Source organism: Prosthecomicrobium sp. N25 (genome assembly GCF_037203705.1).
Taxonomy (GTDB): Bacteria; Pseudomonadota; Alphaproteobacteria; order Rhizobiales; family Ancalomicrobiaceae; genus Prosthecodimorpha.
This window is the reverse complement of the sequence record NZ_JBBCAT010000001.1, coordinates 2,762,961-2,781,757: the sequence shown is the minus strand read 5'-3', so window position 1 is coordinate 2,781,757 and position 18,797 is coordinate 2,762,961. Positions and strand designations below refer to the sequence as shown.

The window sequence follows — 18,797 nt, the reverse complement described above, 5'->3', positions numbered from 1 at the left end:
ATGCGACCTCAGGGCTGGCCGGTGGCGCAGCTCACGTCCGGAGCGGCGAGTTGCACGTGGATCGAGGCGAGCTCGGCCGGCTGGCCGGGCCGGCCCATCGGCGGCGCCGCCGAATGTCTCGAGCTTCTCCCGGCGACGCCGCTCACCTGCTTGGTCGTCGTCCGCGGACCGTCCGGTCAGGCGATCGGTTCGGCCACCCAATCCAGGGCCGCCACGCGGTGGCCGGCCCGGTCCGCGTCGAAGCCCACCCGGATCTCGAAGCGGCCGGGCTCGGGGCCGGGGCGCGTTTCGTCGAGCGAGGCGAGGTCCTCGGCGCGCAGCTCGAAGGCGATCCGGGCGGTCGACCCCGGGGCGACGATCGTCCGCGCGACGCCGCGAAGCTCCAGGAGCGGGCGATTCGGCATCGCCACCACGTCGCGCACGAACAGGAACAGGACCGCCGTTCCCTCCCTGTCGCCGTCGTTCGACACCTCGGCGAGGACATCCACGCTCTGCCCGGGGCCGATGCGGTCGGACGACAGCGACACGCCCCGCAGGGAAAGCGTCGCATAACCGGTGCCGGCGCCGAAGGGAAACAGCGGCTCGTTCGGCAGGTCGACGTAGCGGCTGGTGAAGGGGTCCGCGGGATGGAAGGGGCGGCCGGTCGGACGCGCGCCGAACGCGATCGGGATCTGGCCGACATGGCGGGGCCAGGTGACCGGCAGGCGACCCGTCGGCTCGCGCCGGCCCGTGATCAGCTCGGCGAGGGCCGGCCCCGCCTCGGTTCCCAGGAACCAGCCGATCAGGACCGCGTCGACCGCCTCGATGAGCCAGGGCACGATCAGGGGCCGGCCGCAGGTCAGGATCAGGAGCGTAGGCCGCCCTACCGCGAGCACCGCCCGGGCGAGCGCCTCCTGGTCGCCGGTGAGCCCCGGATCGGCCCGGCTGGTCGCCTCCCCGCTGAACTTGGCCGGCTCGCCGAGGCAGAGGACCACGGCGTCGGCCCTGCGCGCGGCCTCGACCGCCGCCTCGATGCCGGCGCGGCCGGGCGCCACCGCGTCGACCCCCGCCGAGACCAGGATCCGCGACCCCGGCAGGGCATCCGGCAGGGCGGCCGCCAGGGTCGTGGCCTCGACCGGGTCGCCGCAGCCCGCCCAGGGCCCGATCGCGTCCGCCCCGGACCCGGCGAAGGGCCCGACCAGCGCGATCGTCCGGCCGTCCGCCAGCGGCAGCAGATGGTTCCTGTTCCGCAGCAGCACCGCGGAGCGGACCGCGGCCTCGCGGGCGAGCGGACGCGGGTCCACCTGAGGCGGCGGGATGCGGTGCGGCGCGCGGTCGAAGAGCCCGAGGCGCTCCTTGAGCGCGAGAACGCGTGCGACGGCCGCGTCGACGTCCTCCGCCCCGACCAGCCCGCGCGCGAGGGCAGCGGGCAGGCCGCGACGGTAGATGCCGCTCATCATGTCGATGTCGACGCCGGCGCGCAGGGCGAGCGCCGCGGCCTCCGCCTCGTCGGCGGCGATGCCATGGGCCATCAGCTCCGCGATCGCGGTCCAGTCGCTGATGACGACGCCCTCGAAGCCCCACGCGCCGCGCAGCCGATCCCTGATCAGCCCGGCATGGGCGGTCATCGGCACGCCGGCGATGTCCACGGAGGCCGGCATGATCGCGGCCACCCCGGCCTCCACCGCCGCGCGGAATGGCGGCAGGTAGACCTCCTCGAGCGTGCGCGCGGACACGTCCGCGCTGGCATAGTCGCGCCCGGCCGCCACCGCCCCGTAGGCACAGAAATGCTTCGCGGTTGCCGCCAGGCCGCGGCCCCCAGAGCCCCCGCCCTGAAAGCCTTCCACCTTGGCGCGCGCGAAGCGGGCGGCGACCCAGGGATCCTCCCCGGCCCCCTCGACGATCCGTCCCCACCGCGGATCGCGGCAGACGTCCAGCATCGGCGCGAAGGTCACGTCGACCCCGTCCCGCACCGCTTCCCCGGCCGCGGCGGCCGCGGTGGCGCGCCAGAGGTCCGGGTCGAAGGCCGCCGCCTCGCCGAGCGGCACCGGAAAGACCGTGCGGTAGCCGTGAACGACGTCGAGCGCCGTGAAGATGGGAATGCCGAGCCGGCTCTCCTCCCGGGCGACGCGCCGGACTGCCTCGATCCGGTCGCGGCCGACGAGGTTGAGGACGCTGCCCACCTCCCCGCGCGCGAGACCGCTGAGGGTCGGGGCGTCCGTCACCGGGCCGGTGGGTGGCCCTGCGATCGAGATCATGGTGAGCTGCCCGGTCTTCTCCTCCGGCGACATCCGGGCGAGGAGGCGGGCGAGGGCGGGCGAGAGCTGCGGGGCGCGGGCCTTCGGCACGGTCCGTGTTACTCCTCGTTGACGCTCGCCTTCGAGGACGCGAGGGTCGGCGGCCGAGCCAGGATACGCCGGAAAGGGCCGATGGAGCAGCAGGACGAACCCCGACCCGAGCCCCGCGTGCCGGGCGAGAATCTCCTGCCATTGCTCGGCGGGTTCATCGGCCTCGTCCGGCGCTGCGACGACCTCGCCGCGCGCCGCCGTGTCGGCCTGACGACGCTCGGCCTCGCGGGCGTGATCGTCGCCAACACGCTCGTGCAGACCCGCCTCAACACCTGGCAGGGCGGATTCTATGACAGCATCGAGGGGCGCGACGTCGCCGCCTTCCTGCATCAGATCATGGTCTACGTCGCCATCGCAAGCACGCTCCTGGTGCTGGTCGTCGCCCAGACCTGGGGCGTCGAGCGCCTGAAGATCGGCATTCGCCGGATCGTCACCCATCGCCTGCTCGATTCCTGGCTCGTCCCCAAGCGGACCTACCTGCTCGCCTACGCGGGCGAGGGCGGCGCCAACCCGGACCAGCGCATTCACGACGACACCCGCCGCCTGGCGGAACTGAGCGCGGATCTCGGCACGAGCCTCTTCCAGTCGGGACTGATGCTGGTCACCTTCGTGGGCGTGCTGTGGATCCTGTCAGAGCAGGTCGGCTTCCCGATCGGCGGCCGGGTGGTGACCATCCCGGGCTCGATGGTGTGGTGCGCGGTCGCCTTCGCGCTCGCGGGATCGTGGCTGACGTGGCGCTTCGGCCAGCCGCTGATCGGCCTCAACCAGCGGCGCTACGAACGCGAGGCGGAGTTCCGGCTCGGCCTCGTGCGGGTGAACGAGGCGGCGGAGGGCATCACGCTCTACGGCGGCGAGGCCGACGAGCGCCGCGCCATTGATCGCCAGGTCGACGGCTTGCTGGACGCGATGGGGCTGATCGCGCGGCAGATCGCCCGGCTGACCTGGGTGACCTCCGGCTATGGCTGGCTCGCCCTCGTGGTCCCGCTCTTCGCGGCGGCGCCCGGCTACTTCTCCGGCACGCTCTCCCTGGGCGGGCTCATGATGGTGGTCAACGCCTTCAACCAGGTACAGTCCTCGCTGCGCTGGTTCGTCGACAATTTTCAGCGCATTGCCGACTGGCAGGCCGCGCTGCTGCGCGTGGAAGCGATCGAGGACGCGCTCGAAAGCCTCGCCAAGACGAACGGCGGCAACGGCCACATCGTGGTCGAGGCCGATTCGCCGACCCTCGAGATCCAGGGCCTGCAGGTCGATATCAGCGGCGGCCCGGCGAGCCTCGAGGAGAAGGACCTGTCGGTGCGCGCCGGGGATCGCATCCTTCTGGTCGGTGACCTGCGCACCGGCAAGAGCATGGTGTTCCTGGCGCTCGCCGGGCTCTGGACACGCGGCACCGGCACGATCCGGATGCCGCCGCGCGACCGGGTCATGTTCATGCCGGAACGCCCGTACCTGCCGCCCGGCACCCTGCGGGCCGCCCTCGCCTACCCGCAGGTGCCGGACCGTTTCCCCGAACATGCGCTGCGCGAGGTCCTGGCGGAGGCCGGCATCGCGCATCTCGGCGCCGCCCTCGAGCGCGAGGGCCGGTGGGACCGCAACCTCTCCCTCGACGAGCAGCAGGCGCTCGCCTTCGCACGGCTGATGCTGCACCGGCCGGACTGGGTCTTCCTCGACGATGCCGCGAGCGCCTTCGACACCGAGGAGGCGCGGCGGATGCTCGCCGCCGTCCGCCGCCGCCTGCCGGACACCGCCGTGATCGCCACCAGCCGCAATCCCGACCGGCTCGGCTTCTACGATCGCACGGTGCTGGTCTCGCGGGTGCGGAGCGGGACGGCGGCCCCTTGAAGGGAGGCACCGCATGGACGGCCGCAGCTACTTCACCCTGACCACCGCCAACGGCTTCAACGTCACCCTGGTGGATGCCCGGTCGGGATTGCCCTACGCCTTCCTCGACCATCCGTATCGCTATCTCCGGCCGGTGCCGGACGAGCGACACTTCGGGATCGAGCGGCGCAACCTTCTCGCCGGCATGGCCTTCGCCGCCGACGGCAGTCCGTTCGGGCCGGTCGAGCAGGCCGGCTATGTCGAGGAAACCGGCATGGTGCGCAGCCGCTTCGCCGGCGGCGCCGAACTGACCGTCGTCGCCCCGTTCGGCCTGCGCGCGAACGGCGCGCTCTTCGTCGCCGAGGCAGCGGGGGCCGGTCGCCTGACGGCCGAGTTCGCGTTCCATCTCGGATTGCCGCCGGTCGCCGATCCCTTCTGGCAGAGCCCCTTCGGGGTCGTCCGGGCGGGCGGCAGCACGGTGCTCCGGGATCTCGGACCGGCCGCCCGTCTCCAGAGCGGCCCCGGGGTGGGCGCCTTCCTCCATGTCCCCCTCGGACCGACGCGATTCGCCGCCGCGGGCGCGGACCGGCCCGAGACCGTGTCGCTGGAGAGCCAGGCCGGCACCCTGGCGGTCCTCGTCGTCTACCTGGACGACCCCGCCCTCGCGCCCGCCGCCATGGCCGAGGTGTCCCGATGGCTCCAGGACCGAGATCCCGCCGCGCTGCTGGCAGCCGAACTGAGTGGCTGGCGCGACTGGCGGCGGCCGACCCCGGACTGGCTGCAGACCGCCGAGGAGCGGATGGTCTGGCGGCAGTCCGAGGCGGTGCTCAGGATGGGCCAGGTCGCCGAGCTCGCGGTCGACGGGATGATCCTGGCGGCCCTGCCCCCCGGCGAGTGGTCGATCGGCTGGGTCCGCGACGGCTGCTACGCCACGGTGGCGCTCGCCCACGCCGGCTACATCGAGGAAGCCCGTCGCTCGCTCGACTTCTATCTCCGCCGCGGCAGAGCCGGCCGTTACCGGAAGTGGGTCGGCGACGTGCCCTACCGAATTTCGCTCACCCGGTACTTCGGCGACGGGCAGGAGGAGGCCGACTACGCCGAGCACGATACGCCCAACATCGAGCTCGACGGCTGGGGCCTCGTGCTCTGGGCGGCCGGCGAATTCTTGGAGGCTTCGGCCGACATCGGCTGGCTCGCGGAGCAACTCGGGGACGCCAGCCTCTACGACGTCCTGGAGGAGGAGATCGCCCGCGCGCTCGCCGCGCAGGTGGAGCCCGACAGCCTGGTGGTGCGGGCCGACTCGTCCATCTGGGAAGTGCACCAGGAGCATGCCCGCCACTTCCTCTACACCAGCGCGACCGCCGCACGCGGCCTCAACGACTTCGCGCGGATCGCCGAGCGCTTCGGGCGCCCGGCCCACGCCGCGCGCTACCGTTCCCTCGCCCGGTCGGTGGCGGCCGCCATTCCCGTCCGTTTTGCAGGCGGGCCGGACGGAGCGCTCCTCGGCGCGCGCGAACGCAGCCTGGAGACGGACGTGGACGGCGCCGTCTTCGAGCTGTTCGCGCTCGGCGTTCCCGCCGACCTGGAGGCGCCTTACGCGCTGGCCACCTACCGGCACCTGGAGGCGCTTCGCGTGCCCTCAGGGGGCTATTGCCGCAATCTCGGCCCGGAGGCCTACGGGGCGAGCGAATGGGGCTTCGTCAATCTGCGCGTCGCCGGCCTCTCGGCCCGGCGAGGGCACCACGACAGGGCGCGTGCGCTCCTCGACCTGACGACGCGGCGCGCGGCGGCGAATTTCGGCCTGATCGCGGAGACCTACGGCGTCGCCCCCTTCGAGGTGCCGGGCCGCTACACCGGCTCGACCCCGATGGTCGGCTACGGCGCGGGGCTCTACCTGCTCGCGCAGATGGAGGTCGCCGGCGTCCTCGCCCCGCCCGAGCCGGTCGCCGGCTAGGGGCCGGTCTCGGAACCATCGGCCGGCGGCGGCACCAGAACGAGCCCCTCGTCGGGCCGGAGCCGGATCGTGGTGCCGGCCCGATCCCAGAGCGGGCCGTGGCTGCCGACCGCGATCCGCATCCCGGCCGGAACCTCGACCGTCGCCGCACGCGGGGTCAGGTTGAGGACGACCCGGCAGGTCCGACCGGCCTCGGCCCGGTCGTAGGCCAGCACGCCGTCCGGGGCCGACACGGCCCGCCAGGAGCCCTCCGACAGCGCCGGCTCGGCACGGCGGAGCGCAACGAGAGCCCGGGTCAACGCCAGCAAGGAGCCCGGTTCGCCGGCTTGGGTGGCGGCGGACGGCGGGCGCCCCGGCGCGGGCGCCGGAAGCCAGGGCTCGACCCTCGAGAAGCCCCGGTACGGACCCTCGTCCCAAGGCATGGGCGCCCGCTCGGGGTCCCTCCCCCGCCCCTTGCCGAAGCGGGCGAAGGAATCGCGGACCCGGTCGGGAGGCACCTCGACGTCCTCCATGCCCAGTTCGTCGCCCTGGTAGAGGGTCGGCGTCCCGCGGAGGGTGAGGAGCAGCATCATCGCGATACGGGCCTGGGCCGGGCCGAGGCGGGTCGCGACGCGGGCGATGTCGTGGTTGCCGAGCACCCAGTTCGGCCAGGCGCCGTCCGGCAGCGCCGCCTCGTAGCGCAGGACGAGGTCGCGGATCGCGGCGGCCTCCCAGGGGACGGCGAAGAGGTTGAAGTTGAAGGGCAGTTGCACGCCGGAGAGCCCGGGCCCGTAGTAGCCGGCCAGCCTCTCGACGGGCGCGTAGATCTCCCCGATCAGGACCGGGTCGCCCGGATACCCGGCGAGCAGCGCCCGCATCCCGGCCGCGATGTCGACCACGCCAGGCTGGTTGGAGCTGTTCGTCTGCGCCAGCCGCGTGAAGGTCGGGTCGCCGTCCCGAAAGTCCGGGTTCGGAGGATCGTCGCGGAACGCCGGGTCCTTGAGGAGACCCTGGAACACGTCGACCCGGAACCCCGCCACGCCCCGATCGAGCCAGAACCGCATCACGTCGAGGATGGCCGAACGGACGGCCGGGTTGCGCCAGTCGAGGTCCGGCTGTTCCGGGAGGAAGCTGTGGAGGTAGTACTGGCCCGTGGCCGGATCGAATGTCCAGGCGGAGGCCCCGGACTGGCTAAGCCAGTTGTTCGGCAGGCCGCCGTCCGGCGCTGCGTCGCGCCACACGTACCACGCGCGCCGCGGCGAGGTGCGGGACGCGCAGGACTCGACGAACCAAGGATGCCGATCGGAGGTGTGGTTCGGCACCAGGTCCAGGACGGTCCGGATCCCCCGGTCCCGCAGCGCCGCCAGCATCGCATCGAAATCGGCCAGCGTGCCGTAGACCGGGTCTACGCCCACATAGTCGGCGACATCGTAGCCGAAGTCCGCCATCGGCGACGGGTAGAAGGGCGTCAGCCACACCGCGTCCACGCCGAGATCGGCCAGGTAGTCCGCCCGCGCCGCAATGCCGGCGAGATCACCCACCCCGTCCCCGTCGGTGTCCTGGAACGAGCGGACATAGATCTCGTAGACGATCCCCGTCTGCCACCAGGGACGCGGCCTGCCGGAGCGCATGGTGGTTCCTCCTCCCGGGCTAGACCGCAGGCGATCTTGGCGCGCCGCCGCCGGGTCGGCAACCGAGAGGCAACGCGGACCGGCTCCGCCCCCGGCCATCGACCGCGCGGTCCGGCACGGCTAACATCGGGCGGCGACTCTCGAAGGAGCCGGGATGAAGATCGCAACGTGGAATATCAACGGCGTGAAGGCGCGCATCGACAGCCTCACGGCCTGGCTGACCGAGGCGGCGCCGGACATCGTCTGCCTGCAGGAGATCAAGTCGGTCGACGAGGGCTTTCCGGCCGAGGCGATCGAGCGGCTCGGCTACAACGTTGCGACCCACGGCCAGAAGGGCTTCAACGGCGTCGCGATCCTGTCCCGCCTCCCCTTCGACGAAGTGATTCGCGGCTTGCCGGGGGACCCCGACGACGGCCAGTCGCGCTACATCGAGGCGGTGGTCTCGGTCCCCGCCGGCGTCGTCCGGGTCGGTGGCCTCTACCTGCCGAACGGCAATCCGATCGGCACGGAGAAGTTCGCCTACAAGCTGCGCTGGATGGAGCGGCTGGAGGCGCACGCGGCCGACCGCCTCGCGCTCGAGGAGCCCTTCCTGCTGATCGGCGACTACAACGTCATCCCCGAGCCCGCCGACGCTCGCCGCCCGGAGAACTGGGTCAACGATGCGCTCTACCAGCCCGAGAGCCGCGCGGCCTTCCGGCGCCTCAAGTCGCTCGGCCTCGTGGACGCCGTCAGGGCCGTGACGGACGGTCCGGTCTTCACCTTCTGGGACTACCAGGCCGGCGCCTTCCAGAAGAACGACGGCATCCGCATCGACCACTGCCTGCTCTCCCCGCAGGCCGCCGACCGGCTCCTGGCGGTCGGGGTCGACAAGCACACGCGGGGCTGGGAGAAGCCCTCCGACCATGTGCCGGTCTGGGTCGAACTCAAGGTGGACGGATGAGCGAGGCCTACGACGAAGATCCGCACGAGGGCGGCTGCCTTTGCGGCGAGATCCGCTACCGGTTGAAGCGGCGGCCGACCGACGTCGGTCATTGCCACTGCTCCATGTGCCAACGCTCGTCCGGCGCCCTCTTCGTGACCTGGGCGACGGTGCCGCTCACCGAGTTCGAACTCCTCCAGGGCGACCCCGCCACCTACCGCTCCTCCCCCAACGCCAAGCGCCTGCACTGCGGGGACTGCGGCACGCAGCTCTTCTTCCACGTCGACGAGGAGCGCCGGATCGACGTCACGGTCGCCACGCTCGACGAGCCCGACCGGGTCGAGGCGGTGCGCAACATCTGGGTCGACACGCGCAGGGCCGCCGCCAAGGGCTTCGATCGGGACCTGCCCGACTATGTCGACGAGGGACCCGAGCCGGACGGGCCGTGAGCGGCTAGCTCCGGCGCGGCATCCGGAACGGCAACATCGCCTGCACGATCGGGGCTGCGAAGCGGTCGAGGTCGAGGCTCTCGTGCATGGCCGTGACGGGCCGGCCGCGGATCGTCGAGCTGACGAGGGAGCGGGCATAGAAGGGCGTGTCCTCCAGGGTCCGCAGCACCGCCGGCGGCGCACCGGGGTCGCTGCGGGCGGCGCGGGCGACGCGCCAGCCGGTCCGCGGCAGGGCCAATTCGGGCGGCGGCTCCAGGTCCCGTACCGTGCCGTCCGCCTCGAAGCCGAGCGCCAGCCGTCCCGCGGTGCCGTCCCTCCGGAGCATGTCGTAGAGGACCAGGGCGCCGTCGCCCGAGGGCGCGCGCGACCAGTGCCAGGACCGGAACCCGGCCTCGAGCGGCTCCCGCCCCTCGTTCATGTCGAGATAGCCGTCCCCGTCCCAGGCGAGCGCCGGGCTGTCGAAGCGCACCTCTACACGCGCGCGCGGCGCGATCGGGCGCCAGACATGGGCACCGGCCGTGCCGATCTCGAAGCTCCGCCCGGGGGCCAGCAGGGGCGTCAGGCGGATGCGGCCCTTCAGGCGCCGCGGCACCGGCACCGTCGTCTCGTCCACATCGATCACGAGGGCCCGACCGTCCCAGGCGACCGCGCTCGGCCCGACCTGCAGGCGGGCGGGCTCGCGCACCATATGGCGCCGGCCCCGCTCGGTCATCGCCCAGCGGCCGCGCGCGCCGTAGAGGCAGACGTTGATGGCGCAATGGTTCTCCGGGTCGGCCAGCCCGCCCCCGCGCCGGCGCGCCCAGGCGTAGTAGGGCGAGAAGACGCTGCCCACGAAGGCGATGACCGTGATGGCGTTGAGGCCGTCGTCGCTCAGGCCGTCGAGGTACCACCAGACATAGCCGCCCGGGGGGACCGGACGGTCGAAGCGGAAGGTCTCCGGATCCGGTCGGCGAGGATCGCCTCGGCGGCTCGCATCCCCGACAGCGCCGCCATCGGCACCCCCGGTCCCGGATGAACGCTCCCCCCCGCCAGGTAGAGGCCCGGCAGCGCCGTCCGGCTCCCCGGTCGGCGGAACGAGGCGAGCCAGCCGTGGTTCGCCGGCCCGTAGAGGGCGCCCCCCGTCCCCGGAAACATCCGCGCGAAATGGGCCGGCGTCGTCGTCACCGTGGCCTCCGGCCGGAGATGCACAGCCAGCCCGCAACGGGCCAGCTGCGCGAAGGTCCGCGTGCGGCATGGGTCGATCTCCGAGGGCGGGAAGCTACGGGCGTCGCCGGTCGCCGGCGCGTTGACGAGGACGAGGAGGCGCTCCGGGCCGGGTGCCTCAGGCGGGCCGTCCAGCCTGTCCTGGGCGCAGACGTAGACGGTCGGCTCGCCCGGCAGCCGGCCGTCCCGGAACACGGCGTCGAACTCGGCCTGGTAGTCGCGCGAGAAGAAGACGCTGTGGCGCACGAGCGGGAACCCGGTCGTGTCGGCCGACACCGACCAGGTCACCGCCGACAGGCTGCGCCGCGCCGCCGGCTGCGGGGGCACCGCGCGCGCCGCGGCGGGGCCGAGGAGGCCGGTCGCGAGCGCCGCGGCGTCGCCGTTGAAGAGCACCGTGCGGGCCGCGATCGCCTCCCCGCCGGCGAGGCGGACGCCGTCGAGCCGGCCGTCCCGGGTCAGGATCGCCCGCACCTCGGCCCCGTAACGGATCCGACCGCCGCGCCGAACCACGAGGCCCGCGAGGGCGCGGGCGATCTGGTGCATGCCGCCGGCGACCATCGAGACACCCTGCTGCTCCACATGCGCGACGAGGGTCAGGATCGGCGGGGCCCGGTAGGGTGACGAGCCGCAATAGGTCGCGTACCGGCCGAAGAGCTGGACGAGGCGCGGGTCGCGGAACTGGCGGCCGAGCGCCCGCATCATGGTGCCGGCGAGCGCGCTGCGGGCCAGGATGCCCGCCCCCGCGAGGCCGAGATCAAAGGGCATGCCGAGGAGCGAGGGCCGGGGCGCCCGGATGAAGGGACCTTCGAGCGCGCGATAGACGGCCGCCGAGGCCCGGCAGAAGTCGCGGAAACGGCGGGCTTCTGCGGAGCCCGCGAAGGCCCCGACGGCCTCCGCGGAGGCCTCGGGATCGGCGTGAAGGTCGAGCCGCTCCGTCTCGCTCCAGGCATGCCGCGCCAGGATCCCGGCCGGCACCAGCCGGACGTGGTCGTCCAGGCGCGCTCCGGCGGCCTCCAGGAGCGCGTCGAAAACCCACCGCATGGTGAGCACAGTCGGCCCGGAATCCACCGGGCGGCCGCCGGCCATCACCTCGCGCATCTTGCCGCCCGGCGTGGCCGCCTTCTCCAGGACGAGCACGTCGAGGCCACGGCCGGCCAGCAGGAGGGCGGCGGCAAGACCGCCCATGCCGGCACCGACGATCACCACCGTGTCCTCTGCCACCTCTCCCTCCCCGCGCTGTCCCTCATTGACTTGGACGCTTTGTGGTGTCCATCATAGTTGACAGTCGATGAGAACCGCAAGCCGGGGACAGTCTCCTGGGAGGTCGGCATGGACGTGAAGACGCGGTTGGAACGGGCGCTCCGGAGTGCCCTTGCGCTGTCCACGGAAGCCGGCTGTCCGCCGCGCCTCGCCGAAGCCATGCGGTATGCGGTCTTTCCCGGCGGGCATCGCATCCGTCCCAGGCTGGCGCTCGCCGTCGCCTGGGCCTGCGGCGACGACGACCCCGACGCGGCGGACGCGGCGGCGGCATCGATCGAGCTCCTGCACTGCGCCTCGCTCGTCCACGATGACATGCCCTGCTTCGACGACGCGGCGACCCGACGCGGGCGCCCGTCCGTCCACAGGGCCTTCGGCGAGCCGACCGCCCTCCTGGTCGGCGACGGCCTGATCGTGCTGGCCTTCGAGCTTCTCGCCCTGCAGGCGGCCGGCAAGCCCCGGCGCCTGGCGAACCTCGTCCGCATCGTCGCCGGCGCGGTCGGTGCCGGAGGCGGGATCGTCGGCGGCCAGGCCTGGGAATGCGAGCCCTTCGTGCCCCTCGGCGACTACCACCGCGCCAAGACCGGCGCGCTCTTCGCCGGCGCCACCATGGCCGGCGCCGCGGCGGCCGGCGCGCCCGCCGACGCCTGGCGCTCCTTCGGCAACCTCATCGGCGAGGCCTACCAGGTCGCCGACGACATCGCCGACTTCGCCGCGACGTCCGAGGCGATCGGCAAGCCGGTCGGCCGCGATGCCGCGCTCGGCCGCCCGAGCGCCGCCCTCGAACTCGGCCTGGCCGGGGCCCTGGCACGCCTCGACACCCTCGTGGCCGATGCCGCTGCAGCCATCCCGCCCTGCCCCGGCCGGACTTCGCTCGAGGCGCTGGTCGTGAAGGAATGCAAGTCGTTCGTGCCGGCGGAGCTGGCCCTCTCGGCGGCCTGACCGGGGCCACCCCGCCGCCCGATTCTCCAAGGGGAGGCAGCATGACCCCGCAAGGCGCCTCGCGGCCCGCCCCGCTTGGCCTCCGCGACAGGCTTCTCGGCCTGCGCGACCGCATCCTGTCGAGCCAGCGCTTCCAGCGCGCCGCGGCCCGTTTCCCTCTGACCCGGCCGATCGCCACCGCGGAGGCGAGCGCGCTCTTCGACATCACGGCCGGCTTCGTCTACGCGCAGGTGCTCTCGGCCGCAGTGAAGCTGGACCTCTTCGCGATTCTCGCCGAGGCACCGGCGACCGCCGCCGCCCTTTCGGCGCGAACCGGCCTGCCTCCGGCCGGCATGGAGCGCCTCCTTGCCGCTGCCGCCACGTTGAGGCTGACGGAGCGCCGCAGCAACGACCGCTGGGGCCTCGGCCGGCGCGGCGCGGCGCTCCTCGGCAATCCCGGCCTCGCCGAGATGATCGCCCACCACGACCTCTTCTACCGGGACCTCGCCGACCCGCTCGCGCTCCTCTCCGGCGCGCGACCCGAGACCGAGCTGGGGCGATTCTGGCCCTATGCGCGCCGCGCCGCCGGCGATCGCCCGGCAGAAGACGACGTCGCCGCCTACAGCCGCCTCATGGCCGCCTCGCAGGGCTTCGTCGCCGAGGATGTGCTGGACGCCGTGCCGCTCTCCCGGATTCGCCGCCTGATGGACGTGGGCGGCGGGGACGGCACCTTCCTGCGCCGGGCCGCCGCGCGCGCCCCCGGCCTGCATGTCACGCTGTTCGACCTGCCGCCCGTCGCGGAGATCGCACGCGCCCGCTTCGCGGCCGCGGGCCTCGGCGACCGGGCCGACGCGGTCGGCGGCAGCTTCCGCGACCAGGCCCTGCCCGTCGGTGCGGATGCCATCTCGATCGTCCGAGTCGCGCACGACCATGACGACGACGTGGTCCTCGACCTCTTCGCCAAGGCCCGCGCGGCATTGCCCCGCGACGGCATGCTGATCGTCGCCGAACCGATGGCGGACACGCCGGGCGCGGAGCGCATGGGAGAAGCGTATTTCGGCTTCTACCTGCTCGCCATGGGCAGCGGCCGGCCGCGCTCCGCGGCCGAACTCGCCGCCCTCCTGGGCCGTGCCGGCTTCGCCTCCGTGCGTCCGGTGCGCACCGCCCGGCCGATGCTGGCCGGGGTGCTCCTGGCTCGGCCGAATCCGGATTGACAGGAAGAGGCGTAAACTTTCCTTGACACTTTCTGACGTCCATCCATACTGACACTCAACAAGCAACCGCGCAGTCGCCGGGACGGAGAACCTCCATGCAAGCCCTCGCCGTCGTCCTGGAAGCTCCGGAGCGGCTCGCCGTGGAACCGGTCGAGCTGCAGGAGCCCTCGGCCTCGGATGTGGTGGTGGACGTGGCCTATTCGGGCATCTCCACCGGCACTGAACGCCTCCTCTATTCCGGCCGCATGCCGCCCTTCCCCGGGCTCGGCTACCCGCTGGTGCCGGGCTACGAGACGGTCGGGCGCGTCGTCGAGGCCGGGCCCGACTCGGGCCGCACGGTCGGCGAGACCGTCTTCGTGCCGGGATCGCGCTGCTTCACCTCCGTGCGGGGCCTGTTCGGCGGCGCCGCGAGCCGGCTCGTGGTGCCCGGCAGCCGCGCGGCCCCGATCCGCCCCGACCTGGCCGAGAAGGGTGTCCTGCTCGCCCTGGCGGCCACGGCGCACCATGCGGTCGCCGGCGGTCCGCCGCCGAAGCTGGTCGTCGGCCACGGCGTCCTCGGCCGTCTGATCGTGCGGGTCGCCATGGCGCTCGGCGCCGCCCCGCCGGTCGTCTGGGAGACGAACCCGACCCGCGCCAGGCCCGACGGCCGCTACACGGTCCTGCAGCCGGACGAGGACACGCGCCGGGACTATTCGGTCGCCCTCGACGCGAGCGGCGCCCCGGACGCCATCGACCGGATGATCGCCCGGCTCGCCCCGGGCGGCGAGGTGGTGCTCGCCGGCTTCTACGAGGGCCGCGTCGGCTTCGCCTTCCCGCCCGCCTTCATGCGCGAGGCGCGCATCCGCATCGCCGCCGAGTGGAAGCCGGAGGATCTGACGGCCGCCAAGGCCCTGGTCGACTCCGGCCGCCTCTCGCTCGACGGCCTCGTCACTCACGTCCGCGCCGTGGACGGCGCCGCGGACGCCTACCGGACCGCTTTCGATGATCCGGGCTGCCTGAAGATGATCCTGGACTGGAGGGGATGCGCATGAACGCGAGACCGGAAACCGGCAATGTCACCCTTCTCGGCGAGGCCATGACGGCGCGCCTAAGGAACGAGGCGGCCGAGGCGCCCGCACCCGTCGCCACGGGGCCGGTGACCAAGGAGACCCAAGTCATCGCCATCTATGGCAAGGGCGGGATCGGCAAGTCCTTCACGCTCGCCAACCTGTCCTACAACATGGCGCAGCAAGGCAAGAAGGTCCTGCTGATCGGCTGCGACCCGAAGAGCGACACGACCTCGCTCCTGTTCGGCGGCCGGGCCTGCCCGACCATCATCGAGACCTCGGCGAAGAAGAAGCTCGCCGGCGAGGACGTCGCGATCGGCGACGTCTGCTTCAAGCGCGACGGCGTCTTCGCCATGGAACTCGGCGGGCCGGAGGTCGGCCGCGGCTGCGGCGGGCGCGGCATCATCCACGGCTTCGAACTCCTGGAGAAGCTCGGCTTCCACGAGTGGGGCTTCGACTACGTGCTGCTCGACTTCCTGGGCGACGTGGTGTGCGGCGGCTTCGGCCTGCCGATCGCCCGCGACATGTGCCAGAAGGTGATCGTGGTCGGCTCCAACGACCTGCAGTCCCTCTACGTCGCCAACAACGTCTGCTCGGCGGTCCAGTATTTCCGCAAGCTCGGCGGCAACGTCGGTGTCGCCGGCATGGTGGTCAACAAGGACGACGGCACCGGCGAGGCGCACGCCTTCGCGGAGGCCGTCGGAATCCCGATCCTCGCCGCCATTCCCGCCGACGAGGACATCCGCCGCAAGAGCGCCAACTACGAGATCGTCGGCCGCCCCGGCGACCGGTGGGCGCCGCTCTTCGACGTGCTCGCCCAGAACGTCGCCACCGCGCCGCCGGTCAAGCCCACGCCCCTCGCCCACGAGGACCTCCTCGGGCTCTTCAAGGGGGATGCGGTCGGGCGCGGCGTGGTGCTTCAACCCGCCACCCTCGAGGACATGTGCGGCCGATCCGAGCTGCGCAAGCCGTCCCTCGAAATCGTCTACGACGCGGTCTGAGGAGGCGATCATGGGTCCCGAACCGGCCGGCCGGCCTGACATCTCCCCTCCCGGGCGCCCCGACGCGTCCACCCCGGTGCTCACCCCCTCGGGCGACGGCATCGGCTGCCACGCCGGACGGGACGAGATGCGCCGCGCCGCGGCCGCCTCGGGCAAGAGCGAGGTGCTGGAGCGCTACGCGGCCGACTACCCGGCCGGGCCCCACGACCAGCCGCAGAGCATGTGCCCGGCCTTCGGCTCCCTTCGCGTCGGGCTCCGCATGCGCCGCACCGCGACCGTGCTCTCCGGCTCGGCCTGCTGCGTCTACGGCCTGACCTTCACCTCCCATTTCTACGGGGCGAAGCGCACGGTCGGCTACGTGCCCTTCAACTCCGAGACGCTGGTCACCGGCAAGCTCTTCGAGGACATCCGCGAGGCCGTCTTCAAGCTCGCCGACCCGACGCTCTACGACGCGATCGTGGTGACGAACCTCTGCGTGCCCACGGCCTCCGGCGTGCCGCTGCAGCTCCTCCCGAAGGAGATCAACGGCGTCCGCATCATCGGCATCGACGTGCCTGGCTTCGGTGTCCCGACCCACGCAGAGGCGAAAGACGTCATCGCCGGCGCCATGCTCGCCTATGCCCGGCGCGAAGCCGAGCAGGGGCCCGTGCAGGCGCCCCGTGGCGGGCGCTCCGAACGTCCGACCGTCACCCTCCTCGGGGAGATGTTCCCGGCCGACCCGGTCGGGATCGGCCGCATGCTGGAGCCCCTCGGCCTCGCCGCCGGGCCCGTGGTGCCGACCCGCGAGTGGCGCGAGCTCTACGCCGCGCTCGACTGCGCGGTGGTGGCCGCCATCCATCCCTTCTACACCGCGAGCCTGCGCGAGTTCGATGCCGCCGGCCGCCCCGCTGTCGGCTCGGGCCCGGTCGGCCACGACGGCACGGCGGCCTGGCTCGACGCGGTCGGGCGAGCTGCCGGCGTCGCCGCCGACCGGATCGCCGACGCGCAGAACCGGGTGCTGCCGGCGATCCGCGGCGCTCTCTCGGGCGCACCGATCCGGGGACGCATCACGCTCTCCGGCTACGAGGGCTCGGAGCTCCTCGTCGCCCGCCTGCTGGTCGAGAGCGGCGCGGACCTGCGCTACGTCGGCACCGCATGCCCGCGGACCCGCTTCTCGGAAGCCGACCGGGACTGGCTCGAGGCGCGCGGCGTTCACGTCCAGTACCGGGCCTCCCTGGAACAGGACCTGGCCGCCTTCGCCGAATACCGGCCCGACCTCGCCATCGGCACGACCCCGGTCGTGCAGAAGGCCAAGGAGGCGTCCACTCCGGCCCTCTACTTCACCAACCTCATCTCCGCGCGACCGCTCTTCGGGCCGGCCGGCGCGGGATCCCTCGCCGCCGTCGTCAACGCGGCGATCGCCGGCAAGGCGCGCTTCGACCGGATGACGGCCTTCTTCGAGGGCGTCGGCACCGGCGACGCGGCCGGCGTCTGGGAGGACCGGCCGGAGCCGCACCCGGAGTTCCGGGCGGCCCACGCGCGCAAGCTCGAGAAGCTCGCCAAGGCGCGCAAGTCGGAGGAGATGGTCTGATGCTCGTGCTCGACCACGACCGGGCCGGTGGCTACTGGGGCGCCGTCTACGTCTTCACGGCGGTGAAGGGCCTGCAGGTCATCATCGACGGCCCGGTCGGCTGCGAGAACCTGCCGGTCACCTCCGTGCTGCACTACACCGATGCGCTGCCGCCGCACGAACTCCCGATCGTGGTGACCGGCCTCGGCGAGGAGGAACTCGGCCAGCACGGCACCGAGGGCGCCATGAAGCGCGCCCACAAGGTGCTCGACCCGAGCCTGCCGGCCGTCGTCGTCACCGGGTCCATCGCCGAGATGATCGGCGGTGGCGTGACGCCCGAGGGCACCGGCATCCAGCGCTTCCTGCCGCGCACCATCGACGAGGACCAGTGGCAGAGCGCCAACCGCGCGATGCTGTGGCTCTGGACCGAGTACGGCGCCAAGAAGATCCCGGCGCCGAAGCCGCGCCGCGAGGGCCAGAAGCCGCGCGTCAACATCATCGGGCCGAGCTACGGCGTCTTCAACATGCCGTCGGACCTGGCCGAGATCCGCCGCCTCGTGGAGGGGATCGGCTGCGAAATCAACATGGTGTTCCCGCTCGGGAGCCATCTCGCCGACATCCCCAAGCTCCTCGACGCCGACGTCAACGTCTGCCTCTACCGCGAGTTCGGCCGGCTCCTCTGCGAGAAGCTGGAGCGGCCCTACCTGCAGGCGCCGATCGGGCTCCACTCCACGACGGCCTTTTTGGAGAAGCTCGGCGAGCTGACCGGTCTCGACCCGCAGCCCTTCATCGCGCGGGAAAAGCACACGACCATCAAGCCGCTCTGGGACCTCTGGCGCTCGGTGACGCAGGACTTCTTCGCGACCGCGAGCTTCGCGGTGGTGGCGAACGAGACCTACGTCCGCGGCATCCGGAATTTCCTCGAGACCGAGATGGGGCTCCCCTGCACGCTCGCGGTTGCGCGGCGGGCCGGTGCGAAGACCGACAACGAGGCGGTGCGCCGGTCGCTCAAGGAAAAGCCCCCGCTCGTCCTCTTCGGCTCCTTCAACGAGCGCATGTACGCGGCGGAGGCCGGCGGCCGGTCGGTCTACATCCCGGCCTCGTTCCCGGGCGCCATCATCCGCCGGCACACCGGCACGCCCTTCATGGGTTACGCCGGCGCGACCTACCTCGTCCAGGAGGTCTGCAACGCCCTCTTCGACGCCCTCTTCGCCATCCTGCCGCTCGGCACCGACCTCGACCGGGTCGACGCCACGCCGGCGCGGCTCCACGCGGAGCTGCCCTGGAACGACGAGGCGCAGAGCCTGCTCGACGCCGTCCTCGCCTCCCACCCCGTCCTCGTCCGGATCTCGGCCGCCAAGCGCCTGCGCGACGCCGCCGAGTCCGACGCCCGGCGGGCGGGCGCCGAGACGGTGACGGTCGGAAACGTGGAACGCGCCCGGGCCGCCCTCGGGGCGGTCTAGGCGACGGCGGCACCGGCCGGCCGGGGCGACCCGGCACCAGGTGCGAAGGCCAGGATCGGAGGATCG

At 72.8% G+C, this 18,797-nt stretch carries 14 protein-coding genes; 10 read left to right on the top strand and 4 right to left on the bottom strand.

The window, feature by feature from the left end; translation table 11 throughout:
- Positions 1-176: 176 nt before the first annotated feature.
- Positions 177-2,327 carry a glycoside hydrolase family 3 N-terminal domain-containing protein gene (locus WBG79_RS12670; protein ID WP_337357463.1) on the bottom strand — a complete coding sequence of 717 codons (2,151 nt, stop codon included), beginning with the start codon at positions 2,325-2,327 and terminating at the stop codon, positions 177-179.
- 81 nt (positions 2,328-2,408) lie between these two features.
- Here WBG79_RS12670 and WBG79_RS12665 point away from each other — a divergent pair, with 81 nt between their 5' ends.
- Both WBG79_RS12665 and WBG79_RS12660 read left to right on the top strand, forming a co-directional pair.
- On the top strand, positions 2,409-4,166 hold the full coding sequence (locus tag WBG79_RS12665; protein WP_337357462.1) for an ABC transporter ATP-binding protein/permease: 1,758 nt from the start codon (positions 2,409-2,411) through the stop codon (positions 4,164-4,166).
- A gap of 13 nt (positions 4,167-4,179) precedes the next feature.
- Positions 4,180-6,099, top strand: coding sequence for a glycoside hydrolase family 15 protein (locus WBG79_RS12660; RefSeq protein WP_337357461.1), 1,920 nt, complete (start codon positions 4,180-4,182; stop codon positions 6,097-6,099).
- Here the strand turns inward: WBG79_RS12660 and WBG79_RS12655 are convergent.
- Positions 6,096-7,709, bottom strand: a complete 1,614-nt coding sequence (locus WBG79_RS12655) for an alpha-amylase family glycosyl hydrolase (RefSeq protein ID WP_337357460.1) — start codon at positions 7,707-7,709, stop codon at positions 6,096-6,098. The two genes, WBG79_RS12660 and WBG79_RS12655, sit on opposite strands and share 4 nt — an antisense overlap.
- 154 nt (positions 7,710-7,863) lie before the next feature.
- On the opposite strand from WBG79_RS12655, the gene xth reads away from it, so the two are divergent.
- Both xth and WBG79_RS12645 read left to right on the top strand, forming a co-directional pair.
- Entirely contained in the window at positions 7,864-8,649 is a 786-nt protein-coding gene (gene xth, locus WBG79_RS12650) for an exodeoxyribonuclease III (protein ID WP_337357459.1), read from the top strand.
- Entirely contained in the window at positions 8,646-9,077 is a 432-nt protein-coding gene (locus WBG79_RS12645; protein ID WP_337357458.1) for a GFA family protein, read from the top strand. The genes xth and WBG79_RS12645 overlap by 4 nt, the downstream gene beginning before the upstream one ends.
- Positions 9,078-9,081: 4 nt before the next feature.
- On the opposite strand, the gene WBG79_RS12640 is transcribed toward WBG79_RS12645, so the two are convergent.
- Entirely contained in the window at positions 9,082-9,909 is an 828-nt protein-coding gene (locus WBG79_RS12640; protein WP_337357457.1) for a hydratase, read from the bottom strand.
- A gap of 38 nt (positions 9,910-9,947) precedes the next feature.
- On the bottom strand, positions 9,948-11,501 hold the full coding sequence (gene crtD / locus WBG79_RS12635; protein WP_337357456.1) for a 1-hydroxycarotenoid 3,4-desaturase CrtD: 1,554 nt from the start codon (positions 11,499-11,501) through the stop codon (positions 9,948-9,950).
- Between the two features lie 108 nt (positions 11,502-11,609).
- Between crtD and WBG79_RS12630 the strand changes: the two genes are divergently transcribed.
- The 6 genes from WBG79_RS12630 (at position 11,610) to bchZ (ending at position 18,731) form a co-directional block, all read left to right on the top strand.
- Positions 11,610-12,479 (top strand): polyprenyl synthetase family protein, encoded by an 870-nt coding sequence (locus WBG79_RS12630; RefSeq protein ID WP_337357455.1) that lies wholly within the window; start codon positions 11,610-11,612, stop codon positions 12,477-12,479.
- 41 nt (positions 12,480-12,520) lie between these two features.
- On the top strand, positions 12,521-13,672 hold the full coding sequence (locus WBG79_RS12625; RefSeq protein ID WP_337357454.1) for a methyltransferase: 1,152 nt from the start codon (positions 12,521-12,523) through the stop codon (positions 13,670-13,672).
- Between the two features lie 95 nt (positions 13,673-13,767).
- On the top strand, positions 13,768-14,703 hold the full coding sequence (gene bchC / locus WBG79_RS12620) for a chlorophyll synthesis pathway protein BchC (protein ID WP_337357453.1): 936 nt from the start codon (positions 13,768-13,770) through the stop codon (positions 14,701-14,703).
- Positions 14,700-15,719 (top strand): chlorophyllide a reductase iron protein subunit X, encoded by a 1,020-nt coding sequence (locus WBG79_RS12615; protein ID WP_443147430.1) that lies wholly within the window; start codon positions 14,700-14,702, stop codon positions 15,717-15,719. The genes bchC and WBG79_RS12615 overlap by 4 nt, the downstream gene beginning before the upstream one ends.
- 10 nt (positions 15,720-15,729) lie before the next feature.
- Entirely contained in the window at positions 15,730-17,289 is a 1,560-nt protein-coding gene (gene bchY, locus WBG79_RS12610; protein ID WP_337357452.1) for a chlorophyllide a reductase subunit Y, read from the top strand.
- Positions 17,289-18,731 carry a chlorophyllide a reductase subunit Z gene (bchZ, locus tag WBG79_RS12605; protein ID WP_337357451.1) on the top strand — a complete coding sequence of 481 codons (1,443 nt, stop codon included), beginning with the start codon at positions 17,289-17,291 and terminating at the stop codon, positions 18,729-18,731. The genes bchY and bchZ overlap by 1 nt, the downstream gene beginning before the upstream one ends.
- Positions 18,732-18,797 lie beyond the last annotated feature (66 nt).

Excerpts from the sequence above, each read along its gene's own strand:
- WBG79_RS12625 (WP_337357454.1), top strand. The coding sequence starts at position 12,521 with ATGACCCCGCAAGGCGCCTCGCGGCCCGCCCCGCTTGGCCTCCGCGAC.
- bchZ (WP_337357451.1), top strand. The coding sequence starts at position 17,289 with ATGCTCGTGCTCGACCACGACCGGGCCGGTGGCTACTGGGGCGCCGTC.
- WBG79_RS12615 (WP_443147430.1), top strand. The coding sequence starts at position 14,700 with ATGAACGCGAGACCGGAAACCGGCAATGTCACCCTTCTCGGCGAGGCC.
- bchY (WP_337357452.1), top strand. The coding sequence starts at position 15,730 with ATGGGTCCCGAACCGGCCGGCCGGCCTGACATCTCCCCTCCCGGGCGC.
- WBG79_RS12660 (WP_337357461.1), top strand. The coding sequence starts at position 4,180 with ATGGACGGCCGCAGCTACTTCACCCTGACCACCGCCAACGGCTTCAAC.
- WBG79_RS12655 (WP_337357460.1), bottom strand. The coding sequence starts at position 7,709 with ATGCGCTCCGGCAGGCCGCGTCCCTGGTGGCAGACGGGGATCGTCTAC.
- xth (WP_337357459.1), top strand. The coding sequence starts at position 7,864 with ATGAAGATCGCAACGTGGAATATCAACGGCGTGAAGGCGCGCATCGAC.
- WBG79_RS12645 (WP_337357458.1), top strand. The coding sequence starts at position 8,646 with ATGAGCGAGGCCTACGACGAAGATCCGCACGAGGGCGGCTGCCTTTGC.
- WBG79_RS12665 (WP_337357462.1), top strand. The coding sequence starts at position 2,409 with ATGGAGCAGCAGGACGAACCCCGACCCGAGCCCCGCGTGCCGGGCGAG.
- bchC (WP_337357453.1), top strand. The coding sequence starts at position 13,768 with ATGCAAGCCCTCGCCGTCGTCCTGGAAGCTCCGGAGCGGCTCGCCGTG.
- WBG79_RS12630 (WP_337357455.1), top strand. The coding sequence starts at position 11,610 with ATGGACGTGAAGACGCGGTTGGAACGGGCGCTCCGGAGTGCCCTTGCG.